Source organism: Chelatococcus sp. HY11, from assembly GCF_018398335.1.
Classification (GTDB): domain Bacteria; phylum Pseudomonadota; class Alphaproteobacteria; order Rhizobiales; family Beijerinckiaceae; genus Chelatococcus.
On record NZ_JAHBRX010000001.1, the window covers coordinates 231137 to 249501 of the forward strand.

Sequence of the window (18365 nt, forward strand, 5' to 3'; positions counted from 1 at the left end):
CGAGAAGAGGCCACGACATGGCGATCAATCTGCAAGCCCCGGACATCCGGGAACTCAAGCCGCATATCACGGTGCTCGGCGTCGGCGGCGCGGGTGGCAACGCGGTCAACAATATGATCGATTCCGGATTGATGGGAGTCGAGTTCTGCGTTGCGAACACCGACGCTCAGGCGTTGTCGAGCTCGCATTGCGAACGCATCATCCAGATGGGCCTGGAAGTAACGCAGGGCCTCGGCGCCGGCTCGCAGCCGGAAATCGGCCGCGCGGCAGCCGAGGAAGTGATCGACGAGATCCGCGATCAGCTGTCCGGCGCGCATATGGTGTTCATCACCGCCGGCATGGGCGGCGGCACGGGCACGGGTGCGGCCCCGGTCATCGCCCGGGCGGCCCGCGACATGGGCATCCTCACGGTCGGCGTCGTCACGAAGCCGTTCCAGTTCGAAGGCATGCGCCGCATGAAAGTGGCGGAAGCTGGAATCGTCGAGCTGCAGCAGGCCGTCGATACGCTGATCGTCATCCCGAACCAGAACCTCTTCCGGGTCGCCAACGAGCGCACCACCTTCGCCGACGCCTTCGCGATGGCCGACCAGGTGCTCTACTCGGGCGTCGCCTGCATCACCGACCTCATGGTCAAGGAAGGGCTCATCAACCTCGACTTCGCCGACGTGCGCGCCATCATGCGCGGCATGGGCAAGGCGATGATGGGCACGGGTGAGGCTTCCGGCGAGCGCCGCGCCATCACGGCCGCCGAGGCCGCGATCGCCAACCCGCTTCTCGACGATGTCTCGATGCGTGGGGCCCGCGGTCTCCTCATCTCGATCACCGGCGGCAACGACCTCACCCTCTATGAGGTTGATGAAGCCGCGACCCGCATCCGCGAGGAAGTGGACCACGAGGCCAACATCATCCTCGGCGCCACCTTCGACGGCAGCCTCGATGGCGTGATCCGCGTGTCCGTGGTCGCCACGGGCATCGACCATGCGCTGCTCGAAGGCGCGCAGGACCCGTCCATCACGGAGCAGCGCATCGCCGAGGTGGCGGAGCGCCTGCGCACGGAAGCGCGCCAGCGCGTGACCCCCGCGATCCCGGCGGCGCCCCAGGCGGCTGCTCCGCTGCCCGAGCCGGCCTTCGTGCCTCCGGTGGCCGTGGAAGCCGCGCCGCAGGCGCCGGCCGCCGTGGTGCATCGCGATGTGACGATCGAACCGGCTCAGCCACGCCCGGCGATGGCTGCCCAGCCCACCGCCGCTCCCGCTCCGTTGGAAGCCGCGCCGCATCCGCAGCACTTCATTCCGCCGCAGGCCGAGCGGGCGACCATCCGCCCGACCCGCATGCCGCGCGTCGATGAGCTGCCGCTGCCGGCCCAGAACCAGATCCGCGCCACGCGTGGTGAGCCCGACAACCGTGCGGCCGCCGCTGACACGAAGCGCATGACCCTGCTGCAGCGTCTCGCTTCGGTCGGCCTCGGCCGTAAGGAGGAGCCGCAGCCCGAGCCGCGTCAGCAGCGTCAGGCGCCTCCCGCTGGCTACCAGCAGCAGGCTCCCGTGCAGCCGTCGGCCACCCATGCCGAATACGGCCGCCGCCCGGCACCGGCCCAGGCTCCGCAGGGCTACCGCCCGGCCCAGGGCAATCTCGATCAGCATGGCCGCGCTCCCGCGCAGCCGCGCCCGACGGAAGATGATCAGCTGGAGATTCCGGCATTCCTGCGCCGGCAGGCCAATTGATCGCTTCGTCGCTCAAGTTGCGCTGATCGCCAAGGCAATCAGCGCAAGGAACGATTCGTTAATGACGTGCGCCACGACCTGTCAAAGCTGTTGACGGGTTGTGGCGCAATTCATTTGGGGGGTGGATCGAGCGGGTTCGTTCGTAATTTGTAAACCATTGATTAATAGATTGAATTTTGAGAGCCTTATCACCAGCGCGTTGTTACAGAACGTAAGGAAGCGTGATTTGGCCTGCACAGGGGTGACGCGTATGGTGCGCCGGACATTGAAGATCGACGGGTGATTTTCTATCAGTTTGCCTACGATCGACATGTCATTAGTTGCTCATGAAACGAACCCTCGCACCGCGGGGCGCAGCCGGACACGAATGATGCCATCAAGCAAGCAGACGACCCTCGCAGCCGTAGTGACGCTCGATGGAATCGGCGTTCATTCCGGCAAGCCGGTCAGTCTGGTGCTTCACCCCGCCGATATCGGCCATGGTGTCGTGTTTTTGCGTACTGGCCTGCAGGGCAAGGCTGATCGCCTCATCGAGGCGAATCACCTGCATGTTTCCGCGACTGAGCTCTGCACCGTCGTCGGCGATGAGGCCGGCGGCGCGGTGGCGACGATCGAGCACTTGATGTCCGCCCTCTACGGATTGGGTGTTGATAACGTGCTCGTCGAGATCGACGGTGCGGAGGTTCCGATCCTCGATGGCAGCGCGGCGCGCTTCGTCGAGGCTATTCTTCAGGTGGGCCTTGTCCCCCAGAAGGCCCAGCGCCGTTTCGTGAAGGTGCTGCGGCCTGTCCGCATCGATCAGGGACGCGCGTTCGCGGAGCTGCGTCCTTACGACGACGGCTTCCAGCTCGATGTAGAGATCAATTTCGACCATCCCGTGATCGGTCGCCAGCGCAAGATTGTGGACCTTGATGAAGGGATCTTCCGCCGTGAGATCGCGAGCGCGCGCACGTTCGGCTTCATGCGTGACGTCGAGCGGTATTGGAAAGCCGGCTTCGCTCTTGGCTCCTCGCTGGAGAACACTGTCGCGATTGGAGATGATAGCGTCGTGAACGCCGAGGGCCTTCGCTTCCCGGACGAGTTCGTACGCCACAAGCTCCTGGATGCGGTGGGCGATCTCGCTCTGGCCGGCTATCCCATCCTGGGAGCCTATCGCTCTTACTGCGGCGGTCATCGCATGAATTTCGGCATTCTTCGCGAGCTCTTCAGCGATCGCGCCAACTACACCCTGGTCGAGGGGCCGAAGGTGGAGCGTGGCAAGGGCGAGATGGTCAAGGTTCGTCGCGATGGTGGCCACGCCGAGGTGCCGGCGGGGATGGCCGCCGTGGCTTTCGCGCCTGAGGTAAATTGATCCGCGTGGGCGATGAAAGCCGTTTCGCTTTCGTGCCTTGGAAAGGTCGTTTTCCTCCTGAAGTTTCCACAGCGTCACTATCCCGGTGATCCTTCGCGTCGCTTGGCGTATGCCCTTCGTTAGGGTAAACAGCCGAGGGGCGCGATTGATTGTGCTTTTGGATGCACCGACTTGGAGGACCTTCCAGGGATGTATTTCTCATATCTGTCGAAGATCGGGCGGTCTGGCTGCCGCGCCGCTCTCCTGAGGGGAACGGTGCTCGTCGTTGCCAGCATTCCGCTGGCGGGCTGCGATTCGCTGTCTTCGCTGAACCCGTTCGACAAGGCGGAAAAGTACAAGCCCGAGATCATTCCGGAAGTTCCGGGCGATCAGATCTACAATGAAGGGCTGGCGCATCTCGACAAGCGCAACTACAGCGACGCGGCGAAGAAGTTCGATGCGCTCGACAAGCAGTATCCTTATTCGCAATGGTCGCAAAAAGCGCTCATCATGAACACCTACGCCAATTATGAAGGCGGGGCTTATGATGATGCAGCCAACTCGGCGCGGCGCTATCTCGCGTTGCATCCGGCGAGCCAGGATGCGGCCTATGCGCAATACCTTTTGGCCATGTCCTACTATAAGGAAGTGCCGGACGTATCGCGTGATCAGGAGCGCGCGGAGAAGGCGCTCACCGCCTTACAGGAACTCGTCGATCGCTATCCGAAATCGGAATATGTCGCCGACGCCAAGTTCAAGATCCAGGTGCTGCGCGACCAGCTCGCCGGCAAGGAGATGGAAGTCGGACGCTACTATCTCAAGCAGCGCAACTACACGGCGGCGATCAATCGCTTCCGCATCGTGGTCAGCAAGTATCAGACGACCCGCCATGTCGAGGAGGCGCTGGAGCGTCTCGTGGAGGCCTATATGGCACTTGGGATCGTCGCCGAGGCGCAGACGGCGGCGGCCGTGCTCGGCCACAACTTCCCGGACAGCCAGTGGTATAAAGATGCCTATGCGCTTCTCGCCAAGGACGGGATCCAACCGCGTGAAGATACCGGCTCCTGGATCAGCAAGCTCTTCAGTAGCGGCCGGCTCGGCTGATTCGCCTTTCAGGTTGGCGGCCTTCACGAAGCGGGCCGTCAGCGTGACGCACGTGCGTTATTTCGGTTGCATTGATCGCTCCTGTTGCGTTGAGACTGGCTGATGCTGACCCAGCTCACGATTCGCGACATCGTCCTGATAGACCGCCTCGACCTGACGTTCGACGGCGGTCTCAGTGTTTTGACAGGCGAAACCGGGGCCGGAAAGTCGATCCTGCTGGATGCTTTCGCCCTGGCGCTCGGTGGCCGTGGCGATGGCTCGCTGGCGCGGCATGGCCAACCCCAGGGCCAGGTGACGGCTGTCTTCGATCTATCGAGCGACCATCCGGTGCGCCGGTCATTGGCTGGCTATGATATCGAAGCGGATGGCGATCTCATCCTTCGCCGCGTGCAATATGCCGACGGCCGTACCCGCGCCTTCGTCAATGACCAGCCTGTCAGCGTCCAGGTCCTGAAGGCCATCGGCGGCGAGCTCGTCGAGATTCACGGTCAGCATGATGACCGCGCGCTTGTTGATCCCGCACAGCACCGTTCCTTGCTCGACTCCTTCGGCGGTCTGAATGCCGATGCAGCTGCCTTGCGTGAGGCGCATGCCAGGCTCGCGGAGACGCGGAGCACCTTGAAGCGCCATACCGACCGGATGGAAGCTGCCCGCAAGGAGGTCGATTTCCTGCGCCATGCGGTGGAGGAGCTTTCACGCTTGGCGCCGGAAGCCGGCGAGGAAGAGCGGCTCGCCGAGCGCCGCCAGACCATGATGCAGGCCGAGAAGGTTGCGAAGGATATCGCCGAGGCCTTCGACGCTGTCGGCGGTCCCGCGTCGCCGGTTCCCCTGCTGTCGGCGGCGGTGCGGCGTCTCGAGCGGCGGGCGACCCAGGCGCCACAACTGGTCGAGCCCAGCGTGAAGGCGCTCGATGCCGCGCTGGTCGCGCTGGATGATGCCCGCGCGGTGATCGAGACGGCCTTGCGTGACGCTGAATTCGATCCGCGGGATCTGGAGATGGTCGAGGAGCGGCTTTTCGCCCTGCGCGCGGCGGCCCGCAAATATGATGTGCCGGCCGACGACCTCGCCGCCTTGTGTGAGCGCTACACGTCTGACGTAGCCAGCATTGATGCCGGCGAGGCGGAGCTTGCTACGCTTGAGGCCGCGGTCGTCTCCGCGGAAACGCTTTACGTGAAGAAGGCCGACGCGCTCAGCAAGGCGCGCCGCAAGGTCGCGACGAGGCTCGATGCGGCCGTCAATGCCGAGCTGCCGCCGCTCAAGCTTGAGCGGGCACGTTTCATCACGCGGGTCGATGTCGATGAGACGGCGCGCCTCGCGGAGGGTTTCGACCGGGTTGAATTCTGGGTTGAGACCAATCCCGGTACGAGGCCGGGACCGCTGATGAAGGTGGCGTCGGGCGGCGAATTGTCCCGCTTCATGCTGGCGCTGAAGGTGGTGCTCGCCGATCGCGGCTCCGCGCCGACGCTGGTGTTCGACGAGATTGACACGGGCGTCGGCGGAGCGGTGGCCGATGCCATCGGCGCGCGGCTCGGGAGAATGGCGGATCAGGTTCAGGTCATCGCCGTCACCCACGCGCCTCAGGTGGCCGCGCGCGCCGACAGCCATTTCCTGATCGCCAAGGAGGCCGTGTCAGCGAAGGACAAGCGCGTCGCGACGCGGGTGCTGCCGCTTGAGGCGGATACGCGGCGCGAGGAGATCGCCCGCATGCTGGCCGGAGCCACGATCACCGAAGAGGCCCGCGCCGCCGCTGCCCGGCTTCTGGAAGCGGCGGGGTGAAGGCTTTATAAGGCGGGCTTCGGGATTCTCTCCGTCATCGCCGAGCTAGCGCGCTACGCGATTCGGGGCGACAGGAAGAGACGAGCCATGTCACAGGATAATTCCCTCCGTACTGTCGCCGTCGCTGTGCTCACGCCACGAGAGGCCAAGCGCGAGCATGCGGATCTCCAGGAGGAGATCGCCGGCCACGATATCCGCTATCACCAGCAGGATGCCCCGACGATCTCGGACGCGGAGTATGATGCGCTGCGGAGGCGTTATGACGAGATCGAGGCTCGTTTCCCGGCGTTGAAGACGGAAGACAGCCTGTCGGATAAGGTTGGCGCCACCCCCTCGGAGAAATTCGCCAAGATCCGGCACCGCGTGCCGATGCTGTCGCTGGCCAACGGGTTCGCCGACGATGACGTGCGTGATTTTGTGGGCCGTATCCGCCGTTTCCTCGACCTCAAGGCCGATGCGGAAATCGCTCTCACGGCCGAGCCCAAGATCGACGGGCTCTCGTTGAGCCTCCGCTACGAAGCGGGACACCTTGTCAGCGCCGCGACGCGCGGCGACGGCGAGGTGGGAGAGGATGTCACGGCCAACGCGCGCACGGTCGATGACATCCCGCAGACGCTCGATGCAGCCGATGTGCCTGACGTCATCGAGGTGCGCGGTGAGGTCTATATGCGGCATGCCGACTTCGCGGCGCTGAACGAGCGCCAGGCGGCGGCGGGCAAGCCGGTCTTCGCAAATCCGCGCAATGCCGCGGCGGGGTCGCTGCGCCAGCTCGACGCCTCGATCACCAAATCCCGTCCGCTCGCCTTCTTCGCCTATGCCTGGGGCGATCGGACAGCCTTGCCGGCCGAGACCCAGATGGGCGTGATCGAGGCCTTCGGGCGCTGGGGCTTCCGCATCAACCCCTGGATGAAGCGCTGCGAGACGGTCGAGGACCTGATCGCCCATTATCACGCTATCGAGGCCGAGCGCGCCAATCTCGGCTATGACATCGACGGCGTCGTCTACAAGGTGGACAGTCTGGCGCTGCAACAGCGCCTCGGTTTCGTATCCAGAGCGCCGCGGTGGGCGCTGGCACACAAATTTCCGGCCGAGCAGGCGATGACGGAACTTCTCGCGATCGAGATCCAGGTCGGACGCACAGGCGCGCTCACGCCGGTCGCGAAGCTCAAGCCTATCACGGTTGGCGGTGTGGTGGTCTCCAATGCGACCCTGCACAATGAGGACGAGATCGCCCGCAAGGACGTTCGGGTCGGGGACACCGTCGTCGTGCAGCGCGCCGGCGATGTCATTCCGCAAGTGGTCTCCGTGGTCGCCGACAAGCGGCCGGCCGGCGCAGTCCCCTACGTTTTCCCGAAGACCTGCCCGGTCTGCGGCAGCCACGCCGAACGCGAGATCAACCCGCGCACCGGGCGCGAGGACGTGGTGCGGCGCTGCACCGGCGGCCTCACCTGTCCCGCCCAGGCGATGGAGCGCCTCAAGCATTTCGTCTCGCGTGATGCCTTCGATATCGACGGGCTCGGTGACAAGCAGATCGAGCTGTTCTACCGCGAAGGCATGATCCATGCGCCGCAGGACATCTTCGCGCTGGAAGCCCGCGATAAGGCGAACCTGCAAAAGCTGAAGGACCGCGAGGGCTTCGGCGACACGAGCGTGCGCAATCTCTTCGCCTCGATCGAGGCGCGGCGGCATGTACCGGTCAATCGCTTCATCTTCGCGCTCGGCATCCGCCATGTCGGCGAGACGACCGCTCGCCTGCTTGCCCGGCATTTCGGCTCTTTCGATGCGCTCCGCGAGACTGCGACCCGCGCCGCCGACCAGGCGAGCGACGCCTGGGCCGAACTCACCGCCATCGACGGCATCGGCATCATCGTTGCCGAGGCTATCGTGCAGTTCTTCGCCGAGGCGCACAATCAGGCGACGCTCGATGCCATTCTGGCGGAGGTCACGCCGGAGCCCATGGAGGCCGTGCAGACCGACAGCCCGGTCGCCGGCAAGACGGTGGTGTTCACCGGTTCGCTCGAGCGCATGTCCCGCGATGAGGCGAAGGCCATGGCGGAAGGGCTTGGCGCCAAGGTGGCCGGATCCGTCTCCAAGAAGACCGACCTCGTGGTGGCCGGGCCGGGCGCCGGCTCCAAGCTTGCCAAAGCCAAGGAGTTCGACATCGAGGTGATCGATGAGGAGACATGGCTCCGGCGCGTCGGGCGGTTGTGAGCCGCGGCGTCAGGTCCAGCGCTGCAGATAAGAGGGCGGATCGATCCCTCCCCCGAAGGGGAGGGATCAGCGCCGCAGATGAGAAATAGGTAGCTTGGTGCACCGCGCCTGACTCGATAGATCGGTGAATTTGGCTCGCTCCTGCGGGTGCGGCCTGTGGCCGAGCCTTCGGCGTGTTTCGGCCTAGTCAAATCAGCTTCCGGACGTGACATTGCCGCTCCGCTGTGGTCATTGCATCGGAAAGCCGCGTGCGACCCATGTTTCTTGTGATTGGTACCCATGCTTGAAGGTCTTCCTCCCCACGCCCCTACCCATGTGCTGCGCATCGAGACCGACGAGGCGTCCGCCCGGCGGTTGACGGATCTGCTCGGGGAGGTGTTCGACCCTGCGGAGACGGCGGTCGCCGCCTTCGAGATCGAGCCTGAGGACCCCAAGGAAGGGAATGCCACCGCGCAGCCCTGGCTGCTCGAGGCCTATTTCTCGCGTGAGCCCAATGAGGAGGCCATTCGCGATCTCCTGCGCCTGATCGTCGGCGAGAAGGTGGATACGGCCGTGTTCGACGCGGTTGCGGCGAAGGACTGGGTGAAGGCGAGCCTCGATGGGCTCAAGCCGGTGCGTGCCGGGCGCTTCCTTGTGCACGGCGGGCATGACCGCGAGGTCGTGAAGACAAACGATATCGCGCTCGAAATCGAGGCGGCGCTGGCCTTTGGTACCGGTCACCACGGAACGACGCTCGGCTGCCTCATGGCGCTCAAGGATGTTCTCAAGCAGCGCCGGCCCCGTCATGTTCTTGATGTCGGCACCGGCACGGGCATTCTCGGGATAGCGGCGGCCAAGGCCCTCAAGGCGCGGGTGGTGGCGGGCGACATCGATCCCATCGCCGTCGAGGTGGCACGGCGCAACGCGCGGCTCAACGCGGCCGCCGGTCATCTCGATCTCTATGTCGCGCCCGGCGTGCGCCATGCGCTCGCGGCGCGGCCGGAGCGGTTCGACCTTGTCTTCGCCAATATCCTGGCACGGCCGCTCAGGCGGCTCGCGCACTCCATCGCGGCGGTGCTGGCGCCCGGTGGGTTACTTGTGCTTTCTGGATTATTGCCCAGCGACGTGCCCGGTGTTCTCTCGGCCTATGCCGCGCAGGGGCTGCGCCTCATGCAGAAAAGCCAGCGCGACGGCTGGGCGACACTTCGCCTGCGCAAGGGCGGGGCGGCCGCCCGCAAAATGACACGCACACAAGCAAAAGCCCGCCCCTGGCTCTGACCGGGCGGGCTTGCGGACAACAACCACCGGTCCGATCACCCGGAAGGCCAGTGAAAGCTCCGGGCGGGATCGCGGCTGGTGGTCTTTAGATGTGTGGGTAGCGCTTCGCCATCTCGGCGCGCATTTCCATGGCTTCATTGATGACTTCATGGGCTGCGACGAGGAAACGGGCCACGCTGTTGAAGAGGGTCACCAGGATCATCTTGATGTTCCTTGCTGTGCTTCCCTGTGGAACCCCGTCATCGCGGAAGCGTCGACGACGGATAGAGGCCTTCAGGGCCTCGTCAATCAGTTCGCGGATTTATCCGCCTTGTGCATCGCGACCAGCTCGCGCGCCAACGAGGGATAGTGCTGCTCGAAATAGCGCTGGGCCTTCGCCATCTGCGCCGCTTCGATCCGCGCCCACAGCCGTTCAATAAGGCCGACTGCCTTCCGCGGCTTCTTCGCCGCTACGGCATAGCCGGACATTGCTACTTCTGCCATTGCCGCCTCCGTATATGGACGGCCATCGCCGTCCGTTCACGCATTGCAATATAGACAATGTTGCATGTGCGAAGAAGATGGGTCAGTGCATGTGACCTAACTGATATATGCAATGAACGCATGGCTCCTGCGGTGTCTGCCGCTGTCTGCACAGGAAATGCGCGTCGGCTGCATGTTTCGGTGACAAAGCGCGCAAAAACCATCCTCTCGCGTTGCGGCTTCGTTAACCCCTCATTAGTCTTGAACGCATTGGTTCGCGGATGAATGCGGTGGGATCTCAATGGCGTCTTGTGTTTTTCAGAGCTTCGACAAGCCCACGTCGGCATCGACCGGCGGCCCTCGGCTCAAAGCCCTGCGCGAGGAGCTCGTTCGCCGGGGTGTCGATGGCTTCGTGGTGCCGCGCGCCGACCAGCATCAAGGAGAATATGTGCCCCCGAGCGATGACCGTCTTGCATGGCTGACCAGCTTTTCAGGTTCTGCGGGCTATGCGGTCGTGCTGCCCCATGCGGCGGCGGTACTCGTGGATGGTCGTTATACGCTGCAAGTGCGAGATGAAATCGACCTCGATGCCTTCACGCCGGTCGCACTCGCGGACACGAGCCTTGAAGGCTGGATCGAGGCCAACCTGAAAATCGGTGGCCGGCTGGGCTACGATCCCTGGCTGCATACGGTGCAGCAGGCCGAGCGTCTGGCTGCCGCCGTGGATGCGGCGGGCGGGGAACTCGTGGCTCTCTCGTCAAATCCGCTGGACGCGGTGTGGAGCGATCGTCCGGCTCCGCCCGCCTCGCCTGTCGTCGTCCATCCGTTGGAATTCGCGGGCGAGGCCAAGGGCACGAAGGTCGCTGCCGTGCAAGAAGCGCTCGTCAAGGCGCGTGTCGGTGGGCTTGTCATCAGCGATCCGCACAATCTCGCCTGGCTCTTCAATATCCGCGGTGGTGACGTCACGCATACGCCGCTGGTGCTGGCCTATGCGCTCCTTCCCGCGCGGGGACGCGCGACATTCTTCATTGATTCCGCGCGCATTGATGAAGAGGTCAGCGCTCATCTCGCCGGCGTGGCCGATGTCGCAGCGCCGTCTTCCTTCACCGAGGCGCTTGCAACGGTCGCGGCCGGCGGCGCCCCGGTGCGCCTCGACGCGGCCACCGGCGCCATGGCGCTGAAACAGGCGATCGAGCAGGGCGGGGGCAAGGCGGATGTCGGCGCGGATCCGATCACGCGGTTGAAGGCCGTGAAGAACACCGTCGAGCAGCAGGGCAGCCGGAGCGCCCATCGCCGCGACGGCGTCGCCATGGCGCGCTTCCTCGCCTGGCTCGCGCGGGAGGCGCCCGGCGGGGAGCTCACGGAGATCGCCGCGGTCGAGGCGCTCGAGGAGTTCCGCCGCCAGACCAACGCGCTAATGGACGTATCTTTCCCGACGATCGCCGGCGCCGGACCGAATGCCGCGATGCCACATTACCGCGTGACCAAGGCGTCTGACCGGACGATCGGGCAGGGGATCTTCCTCGTCGATTCCGGCGGGCAATATCGCGACGGTACCACCGACATCACCCGCACTGTGAGCGTGGGCGCAGTCACCGAGGAGATGCGCGACCGTTTCACCCGCGTGCTCAAGGGGCATATCGCGATCGCGACGGCGATTTTCCCCCGCGGCACCTCGGGAGCCCAGCTCGACGCGCTGGCGCGGCGTGCGCTCTGGCAGGCGGGTACGGACTTCGACCATGGCACCGGCCATGGCGTCGGCTCCTATCTCTCGGTGCATGAGGGGCCGCAGCGGCTGTCGAAGCTCGGGACGGTGCCGCTCGAGCCCGGCATGATCCTGTCCAACGAGCCCGGCTATTACAAGGAAGGCTCTTACGGCATCCGCATCGAGAACCTTGTTCTCGTGGAGCCGCGGGATGTGACCGGGGGCGAGCGGCCAATGCTCGGTTTCGAGACATTGAGCTTCACGCCGATCGACCGGGCGCTGATCGACCCGTCGCTGATGACCGAGGATGAAATTGCCTGGCTCGACGCCTATCACGCCGACGTGCTCGCCCATATCGGGCCGCTCGTCGACGGAGAGACGCTGCAGTGGCTGCAGGAGGCGACGCGGCCGCTGCAGGCTTGAGCGGGGCGTACCTTCCGGAACGCACACGCAAGACCGCCCGTGGTCTTGCGTGTGGCCGAGGGGCCTCAGCCCGCGATGGCCCGGAGCCCGACAACGGAGAGAACGCCGATTGCGACCGTGGCGAGCAGCGGCAGGCGGGTCGCCGACAGGGCGGCGATCGCCGCCGCGACGGTCTCCGGCCAGCCGGTCGCCAATGCGCTTGGCGCGATCACCGCGACGAGAACCGCTGGCGGAATGGCGTCAAAAGCCGCCTTCGCGCGTCCTGAGAGCGTGAGCCGTCCGGCCAGCGCGATGCCGGCGATGCGTGTGAGATAGGTCACCGCCGCCATCGCGAGGATGGCCATCAGGGCGGAACTGTCAATATTCATGGCGTTTTCGCTATTCATGGGCGGCTTCCTGAAGGGCAGTCGAGCGGAGCGGCGGGATCGAGATTCGACAACGCGTCGCTGATGAGGTTGCGCTCGGCGGCTTCCGCGACACGGTCTCTCGGTGCCGTTACATAGGCGACCGTCAGTCCCACCGTCGCGCCGATGACGATATGCCAGGGTGCGCCAAGGGCCACATAGCTGAGTGTCGCGGTCACACAGCTCGCGAGAACAGCGGAAAGCGCTGTGCGTGTCGTCGTGAACCCGGCGATCAGACTGATCAGGAGGGCGGTAAAGGTGAAGTCGGCCCCGATCGCGCAGGGGTCGCCCAGGCAGTTCCCGAAGCGGGCGCCGATGTAGGTGCCCGCGCTCCAGACGACCGGGATGACGACCGCCAGTGAGAACCAGAACGTTGGCGTCAGCGGGTGGTTCAAAACGCGTCGCTCCGACAGAGCCCAGGCTTCGTCCGTCAGGAAGAAGAAGGCGAAGAACCGCTGCCGGGGGCTAAAGCCGTGGGTTTTCGGCGCGAGCGACAAGCCCATCAGGATATGTCGCGCGTTGATCAGGAAGGTCGAAAGCGCGATCGCCGCCACCGGCATCGGGTCGAGCCACAGGTCCATGGCCGCGATCTGGGCGCCGCCCGCGAATACCAGGATGGACATCAGCCCGGCCTCGAGCAACGTCAGGCCTTTCGCGCTGGAGAGCGCGCCGAAGAGCAGGCCGACGGGCATGACGACGGCGGCGACGGGCGCCACGGCTTTGAGCCCGTCACACCACTCGCACCTGGCTGCTCGATGCGTGACATGGATGGCCGCTGGCCCGTTCGATTCCGCGGTCATGTTAGTATCGCCAATGCGGATAGGCTGGTCCGGCGTAGGGCGTCGCACGCATTGATGGCTCGGACCATTTTGGCTGAATAACGCATCAATTTTCTCCTCACTTCCATTGTGTTGCGAGAAAAAATTGCCCTTCCAAGGGTGCGCGAAAGATAGTGAAACGCGTGTTCGGAACGATTAAAAAAATATCGGTACTTATGCGTCCGATCTATCAATTTATGTATATGATATTTCATCGTGAGGATGGGGAATTAATGCTTGTTTATTTGGAGTTTTGTCGGTCTATATTTTCATTTTCGGGGTTCATCGTTGGCGGGGATCCCGTTGTCGCGCTGAGGTGGGCCTCGCTGTCACTGGACTCCGGTGCGGTCATGTAGGCTGCGGCGATGCCGGCGATGGCGCCCGCGGCCACGTGCCAGGGTGGGCCGAGTGTGACATAAGCGAGCGCGGCTGCGCCTCCGCTCGCGGCGATGGTAACCGCCGTCGTGCGCCCCTTCCAGAAGCCCGCGATCAAGCCGATGAAGAGCGCTGTGAAGGCGAAATCGGCGCCGATACGCCTGGGGTCGCCGAGAAACGAGCCGACTACCGCGCCAGCGAGGGTCGAGCCGATCCACGCCGTGGGCAGCACCGTCGCCAGGGCGAACCAGTAGGCGGGGGTGAGGGGGGCGGCGACAGCCCGTCTCTCGGCAAGCGCCCAGGTCTCGTCCGTCATGAAGTGAAAGCCGAGGTATCGCTGCAGGGGCGAGAACAGCCCCGTCTTGGGGGTGAGCGACGCGCCCATCAGCACATGCCGGGCGTTGATCAGAAGTGTTGAGAAAACCAGTGCGGCGATGGGGACCGGCGTCGTCCACAGCTCCAGTGCGGCGAACTGGGAGCCTCCCGCAAAGATGAGGGCGGACATCAGCCCCGCCTCGGCGATTGTGAGCCCCTTGGCGCTGCAGAGGGCGCCGAACAGAAGACCGATCGGGATGGCGGCGATGGCCACGGGAACGATCGCCGCAATGCCCGCACGCCATTCGCGGCCCCGAGACGCTCGGTGCGATGGCTTTTGGCGCGATGGCTTTCCGTGCGGGGGCTCGTGATCCAGTTTCTGGGGCTGTGCGCGGTCCAGCATGGGTAGCCTCGAGGGTGTGACAGGACGAGGGTGGGTCGATGTCGCCGTCAGGATACCGCGGCGCGAAAGGCTCCCGGCGTAATGCCGATGCGGGCTTTGAAAGCGCGGGTGAGATGGGCCTGATCGCAGAAGCCCGTAGCGGCCGCGGCCTCGGCCGGGGTGGCGCCACGCCGCAGGGCCTGTTGAGCAGCGATGACACGCCGGTCGAGGATGAAGGCATGCGGGGTCATGCCGGTCTCGCGGCGAAAAGCGCTGATGAGACGGTGGCGCGGCAGCCCCGCTTCAGCCGCCAGGCGGCTGAGGGACAGGTCGTCGGCGTAATGTTCCTTGATCATGCGGCCGATCCGGGTGACCTGGTCCGCCTCGCGGCCGGTTGCCGGCTGAGACGTGACACGCGCATGGCGCACCAGGCAATGGGCATAGGCGCGATAGAGCAACTCCTCGCCGGCCCGCGCGTCTCCATGCACATCCATCGCGGCATGCGCGGCGACGAACAGCGCGACTCCCGCCGGATCGTTGACCACGGTTTCCGGAAAATAAGGCGTGGCCGTCACGTCCCTTTCGCGAAGCTCGCTCGCGATCTGGCGGAGCAGCTCTATGGACGGGTAGCTCATCCGATAGCAATAGCCACTGCCATGGGGGGCGCCGTCATGGACTTCCTGGGGATTGACGAAAACGAAGTCGCCGGGCCCGGCATAGCCGCGTATGCCACGCACCGTCCACGTTTCGCAGCCGGCGATGACGGAACCGATGACGAAAGTGTCGTGCGTGTGTGGGACGTAGCGATAGGTGCGGAAGGTCGCAGTCAGGCAATCGAGCGCGGCGAAATTCGGGCAAGCGAAGAAGCGCGTGCGCTCCCCCTTATCCAGGGCGAAGATGCCCATGGCTTCGTTGGTGGCTGGCTTTGGCCCGTTATGCGTCGCGTTTCCTTCCATGCGCGAATTCTAGCGCGGCCAATTCCGCTGTCTTGAAAAAAAGTTATGGCCGGCTCAGGCTCCGCCCGAACCGACCTCAGTTGCGCTGAGTCAACCTCAATGTGACGGTGTCAGCTTACTTCCGGGCGTGTTGGTCTTTGTCCTTACCGGCGCCGGGCGCGGACTGCGGGTTGTGCTGGCCGGGCGAGCCGGACGCGCTCTGCGTTCCGCTGCTCTGCGTATGACCCTTGGAGGGATGCATATCCTTCTGCATGTCCTTCTGGCCGTGCTTACCCGTGTCGTGTCCACCTTGGTTCGGCATGATCATCTCCTTATGACCGTATGCTTGACCGGATATGCCGGCGAGACGTCGACTATCCATGTCGTACCGTCATCGACTGCCGGCGCCATAAAGAATGGCTGGATGGGATCTTTGTTCCGCGTTTTTATGGTAAGCAAGAAAAGTAATCGATCGCGGCATTCAATATGTCGCAAATATGTTTTAATGTTGATTTTTAATCGACCCGATTGGGCAGAAGTAAATGCCAAGATTGCGCTTGTGGCGACCTGCAAAGATCAAGTTCGGTATTGACGTTATTTAAGCTTCGCTGCATGCGGCGGGCCGCCGTATAATGGCCCGTGCATGAAATCAGCGGTTGATGAATGGTCGCCGGTCAGCCCTGCCGCTGCACGAAGCTGTCGAGCACCATCTTGCGGCCGGCCTTGTCGAAGTCGACCGTCAGCTTGTTGCCGTCGACGGCGGCCACCGAGCCTGGTCCGAACTTGATGTGGAACACCCGGTCGGACGGCGCGAAGGCGGAGGCCGGTCCCGAGGACTTGGCGACGAGCTCCCCCTCGATCAGCAGGCCGCCGCGTCCCGGGCCGGAGGAGCCGCCGTAGCCACCACGCCCTTGCGCGAAACCTCCGCGGCTGCCGCCTCCGCCAAAGCCGCCGCTGCCTAGACCACCCTTGTTCTGGGCGCGTTGCCAGCCCGGCGTGGCATAGGATGAGGAAAACGATTCCACATCGTCAAAGCGGCTCTTGCCGTAACCGCCATAGGAGAAGGCGGCGGGCGCTTCCGTCACCTCGACATGGTCCTCCGGCAGCTCGTCGATGAAGCGGCTGGGGATCGTGGCGTTCCAAAGGCCATGGATACGGCGGTTGGAGGCGAAATAGATCTTCGCACGGCGTCGGGCGCGGGTAATGCCAACATGGGCGAGACGGCGTTCTTCCTCCAGCCCCGCGCGACCGCTCTCGTCGAGGGCGCGCTGGTTGGGAAACAGCCCTTCCTCCCAGCCGGGCAGGAACACGGTGTCGAATTCCAGGCCCTTGGCGGCATGCAGCGTCATCAGGCTGACGCGGTCTTCCGTGTCGTTCTCGACCGCGTCCATGACCAGCGAGACATGTTCCAGGAAGCCCCGGAGATCCGGGAATTCCTCGAGGCTTCGGACGAGCTCCTTCAGGTTCTCCAGGCGCCCGGCCGCTTCCGCCGACCGGTCCTTCTGCCACATTTCGGTGTAGCCGGATTCCTCCAGAATCATCTCGGCGAGTTCCGTCTGCGGCGTATTGTCGATCAGCGAGCTCCAGCGAGAGAACGCTGCCAACAGATCGCGCAGGGAACCGCGCGGCTTCGGCTTCAGCTCTTCCGTCTCGACGATGAAGCGCGCCGCTTCCATCAGGGGAATGCGCGCCGCCCGCGCATGGGCATGGAGAACCTGCACGGTCGCGTCGCCGAGGCCGCGCTTTGGCGTATTCAGGATGCGCTCGAAGGCGAGATCGTCGGCGGGCTGGGCGACGCAGCGGAAATAGGCGAGCGCGTCGCGGATCTCCATACGCTCGTAGAAGCGCGGGCCGCCGATGACGCGGTAGGGCAGGCCGAGCTGCACGAAACGGTCTTCGAGCTCCCGCATCTGCGCGGAAATGCGCACGAGGATGGCGATTTCGGAGAGATTGTGCCCCTTGGCCTGCAACGCCTCGATCTCTTCGCCGACGAGGCGGGCCTCTTCCTCCGAGTCCCACGCGCCGGTGATCGTCACCTTCTCGCCCGGTTCATCGTCCGTGCGCAGTGTCTTGCCGAGCCGGCCCTCGTTATGGGCGATGAGGTGGGAGGCAGCCGCGAGGATATGAGCATGGGAGCGGTAGTTGCGCTCCAGTCGCACCACCACGGCACCCGGAAAATCGTGCTCGAAGCGCAGGATGTTGTCCACCTCCGCGCCACGCCAGCCATAGATCGACTGGTCGTCGTCACCGACGCAGGCCAGATTGCGCTGGCCGGGCTCGCGCCCCTGGGCCAGCAGCCGGAGCCACAGATACTGCGCGACGTTGGTGTCTTGGTATTCGTCCACCAGCATATAGCGGAAGCGCTTCTGATACTGGGCGAGGACGTCCGGATGCTCGCGGAAGAGGCGGATGGTCTCGGTCAACAGGTCGCCGAAATCGGCGGCATTCAGGATCTTCAAGCGTTCCTGATAATGGCGGTAAAGTTCTGTGCCCCGGCCATTGGCGAAGGCGGCGCCCTCACCGTGCGGCACTTGGTCGGGGCCGAGTGCCCGGTTCTTCCAGCCGTCGATGATGCTCGCGAGCTGGCGGGCCGGCCAGCGCTTCTCGTCGAGATTAGCGGCCTGGATCACCTGCTTCATGAGGCGGATCTGGTCGTCCACGTCGAGAATGGTGAAATCGCTCTTGAGGCCGACGAGCTCGGCGTGGCGGCGCAGGATCTTGGTGGAAATGGCATGGAACGTGCCGAGCCAGGGCATGCCTTCGGCCGCCGGCCCGACCAGCATGCCGACGCGCGCCTTCATCTCGCGCGCCGCCTTGTTGGTGAAGGTGACGGCGAGAATGTCGGAAGGGCGGGCGCGGCCGATGGCGATCAGATGGGCGATGCGCGTGGTGAGCACCCTGGTCTTGCCCGTGCCGGCACCCGCGAGAACGAGCACCGGCCCCTCGGTGGTCTCCACCGCGAGGCGCTGCTCGTGGTTGAGACCGGCGAGATAGGCAACAGGCGCTGCCTGCGCTCGGGCGCGCTCGCTGAGGCTGCCGCCACGCGGCGCGGCCCGGGTGGCCTCGCCGTCGGCGTCGTGCTTCCGGGATGGGTGGTTCAGACCTTGATTCATGGGACGACCTTGGACCAAAACGCGAACGGCGTCG

The 18365-nt window shown here is 64.6% G+C and carries 14 protein-coding genes; 7 read left to right on the top strand and 7 right to left on the bottom strand.

The genetic code is table 11. From position 1 onward, the window contains the following. Positions 1 to 17 precede the first annotated feature (17 nt). From ftsZ to KIO74_RS01250, 6 genes are all read left to right on the top strand, one after another. Positions 18 to 1721 carry a cell division protein FtsZ gene (gene ftsZ / locus KIO74_RS01225; RefSeq protein ID WP_213329749.1) on the top strand — a complete coding sequence of 568 codons (1704 nt, stop codon included), beginning with the start codon at positions 18 to 20 and terminating at the stop codon, positions 1719 to 1721. A gap of 370 nt (positions 1722 to 2091) precedes the next feature. Beyond that, positions 2092 to 3072 carry a UDP-3-O-acyl-N-acetylglucosamine deacetylase gene (gene lpxC / locus KIO74_RS01230; RefSeq protein ID WP_213329750.1) on the top strand — a complete coding sequence of 327 codons (981 nt, stop codon included), beginning with the start codon at positions 2092 to 2094 and terminating at the stop codon, positions 3070 to 3072. A gap of 189 nt (positions 3073 to 3261) precedes the next feature. After that, a complete protein-coding gene (locus tag KIO74_RS01235) occupies positions 3262 to 4155 on the top strand; it encodes an outer membrane protein assembly factor BamD (protein ID WP_213329752.1) in 894 nt (297 codons plus the stop codon). Between the two features lie 102 nt (positions 4156 to 4257). Continuing rightward, positions 4258 to 5931 (top strand): DNA repair protein RecN, encoded by a 1674-nt coding sequence (recN, locus tag KIO74_RS01240; protein WP_213329754.1) that lies wholly within the window; start codon positions 4258 to 4260, stop codon positions 5929 to 5931. Between the two features lie 87 nt (positions 5932 to 6018). Beyond that, positions 6019 to 8142: an NAD-dependent DNA ligase LigA gene (gene ligA / locus KIO74_RS01245; protein WP_213329756.1), complete on the top strand. Its 2124-nt coding sequence runs from the start codon at positions 6019 to 6021 to the stop codon at positions 8140 to 8142. Positions 8143 to 8421: 279 nt separating this feature from the next. After that, a complete protein-coding gene (locus KIO74_RS01250; protein ID WP_213329758.1) occupies positions 8422 to 9399 on the top strand; it encodes a 50S ribosomal protein L11 methyltransferase in 978 nt (325 codons plus the stop codon). A 288-nt stretch (positions 9400 to 9687) separates the two neighbouring features. Here KIO74_RS01250 and KIO74_RS01255 read toward each other — a convergent pair whose 3' ends face one another. Then, entirely contained in the window at positions 9688 to 9882 is a 195-nt protein-coding gene (locus tag KIO74_RS01255) for a hypothetical protein (RefSeq protein WP_213329760.1), read from the bottom strand. Positions 9883 to 10162: 280 nt separating this feature from the next. Here KIO74_RS01255 and KIO74_RS01260 point away from each other — a divergent pair, with 280 nt between their 5' ends. Beyond that, positions 10163 to 11989 (top strand): aminopeptidase P family protein, encoded by a 1827-nt coding sequence (locus KIO74_RS01260; RefSeq protein WP_213329763.1) that lies wholly within the window; start codon positions 10163 to 10165, stop codon positions 11987 to 11989. A gap of 65 nt (positions 11990 to 12054) precedes the next feature. On the opposite strand, the gene KIO74_RS01265 is transcribed toward KIO74_RS01260, so the two are convergent. The 6 genes from KIO74_RS01265 to KIO74_RS01290 form a co-directional block, all read right to left on the bottom strand. Next, positions 12055 to 12357 carry an AzlD family protein gene (locus tag KIO74_RS01265; RefSeq protein ID WP_213333950.1) on the bottom strand — a complete coding sequence of 101 codons (303 nt, stop codon included), beginning with the start codon at positions 12355 to 12357 and terminating at the stop codon, positions 12055 to 12057. Between the two features lie 14 nt (positions 12358 to 12371). Continuing rightward, positions 12372 to 13193 (bottom strand): AzlC family ABC transporter permease, encoded by an 822-nt coding sequence (locus tag KIO74_RS01270; protein ID WP_213329765.1) that lies wholly within the window; start codon positions 13191 to 13193, stop codon positions 12372 to 12374. 259 nt (positions 13194 to 13452) lie between these two features. After that, complete coding sequence (locus KIO74_RS01275) at positions 13453 to 14175, bottom strand: AzlC family ABC transporter permease (protein WP_291980201.1); 723 nt, start codon at positions 14173 to 14175, stop codon at positions 13453 to 13455. 176 nt (positions 14176 to 14351) lie between these two features. Beyond that, positions 14352 to 15239 carry an AraC family transcriptional regulator gene (locus tag KIO74_RS01280; protein ID WP_213329769.1) on the bottom strand — a complete coding sequence of 296 codons (888 nt, stop codon included), beginning with the start codon at positions 15237 to 15239 and terminating at the stop codon, positions 14352 to 14354. 115 nt (positions 15240 to 15354) lie between these two features. Continuing rightward, positions 15355 to 15540, bottom strand: a complete 186-nt coding sequence (locus KIO74_RS01285; protein ID WP_213329771.1) for a hypothetical protein — start codon at positions 15538 to 15540, stop codon at positions 15355 to 15357. Between the two features lie 352 nt (positions 15541 to 15892). Next, complete coding sequence (locus KIO74_RS01290) at positions 15893 to 18331, bottom strand: ATP-dependent helicase (protein WP_213329773.1); 2439 nt, start codon at positions 18329 to 18331, stop codon at positions 15893 to 15895. Between the last annotated feature and the right edge of the window lie 34 nt (positions 18332 to 18365).

Bases quoted from the DNA above. Each gene is read 5' to 3' on its own strand.
- KIO74_RS01260 (WP_213329763.1), top strand. From the start codon at position 10,163: ATGGCGTCTTGTGTTTTTCAGAGCTTCGACAAGCCCACGTCGGCATCG.
- ftsZ (WP_213329749.1), top strand. From the start codon at position 18: ATGGCGATCAATCTGCAAGCCCCGGACATCCGGGAACTCAAGCCGCAT.
- ligA (WP_213329756.1), top strand. From the start codon at position 6,019: ATGTCACAGGATAATTCCCTCCGTACTGTCGCCGTCGCTGTGCTCACG.
- KIO74_RS01235 (WP_213329752.1), top strand. From the start codon at position 3,262: ATGTATTTCTCATATCTGTCGAAGATCGGGCGGTCTGGCTGCCGCGCC.
- KIO74_RS01290 (WP_213329773.1), bottom strand. From the start codon at position 18,331: ATGAATCAAGGTCTGAACCACCCATCCCGGAAGCACGACGCCGACGGC.
- KIO74_RS01250 (WP_213329758.1), top strand. From the start codon at position 8,422: ATGCTTGAAGGTCTTCCTCCCCACGCCCCTACCCATGTGCTGCGCATC.
- KIO74_RS01265 (WP_213333950.1), bottom strand. From the start codon at position 12,357: ATGAATATTGACAGTTCCGCCCTGATGGCCATCCTCGCGATGGCGGCG.
- KIO74_RS01285 (WP_213329771.1), bottom strand. From the start codon at position 15,540: ATGCCGAACCAAGGTGGACACGACACGGGTAAGCACGGCCAGAAGGAC.
- KIO74_RS01280 (WP_213329769.1), bottom strand. From the start codon at position 15,239: ATGGAAGGAAACGCGACGCATAACGGGCCAAAGCCAGCCACCAACGAA.
- KIO74_RS01270 (WP_213329765.1), bottom strand. From the start codon at position 13,193: ATGACCGCGGAATCGAACGGGCCAGCGGCCATCCATGTCACGCATCGA.
- lpxC (WP_213329750.1), top strand. From the start codon at position 2,092: ATGCCATCAAGCAAGCAGACGACCCTCGCAGCCGTAGTGACGCTCGAT.
- KIO74_RS01255 (WP_213329760.1), bottom strand. From the start codon at position 9,882: ATGGCAGAAGTAGCAATGTCCGGCTATGCCGTAGCGGCGAAGAAGCCG.
- recN (WP_213329754.1), top strand. From the start codon at position 4,258: ATGCTGACCCAGCTCACGATTCGCGACATCGTCCTGATAGACCGCCTC.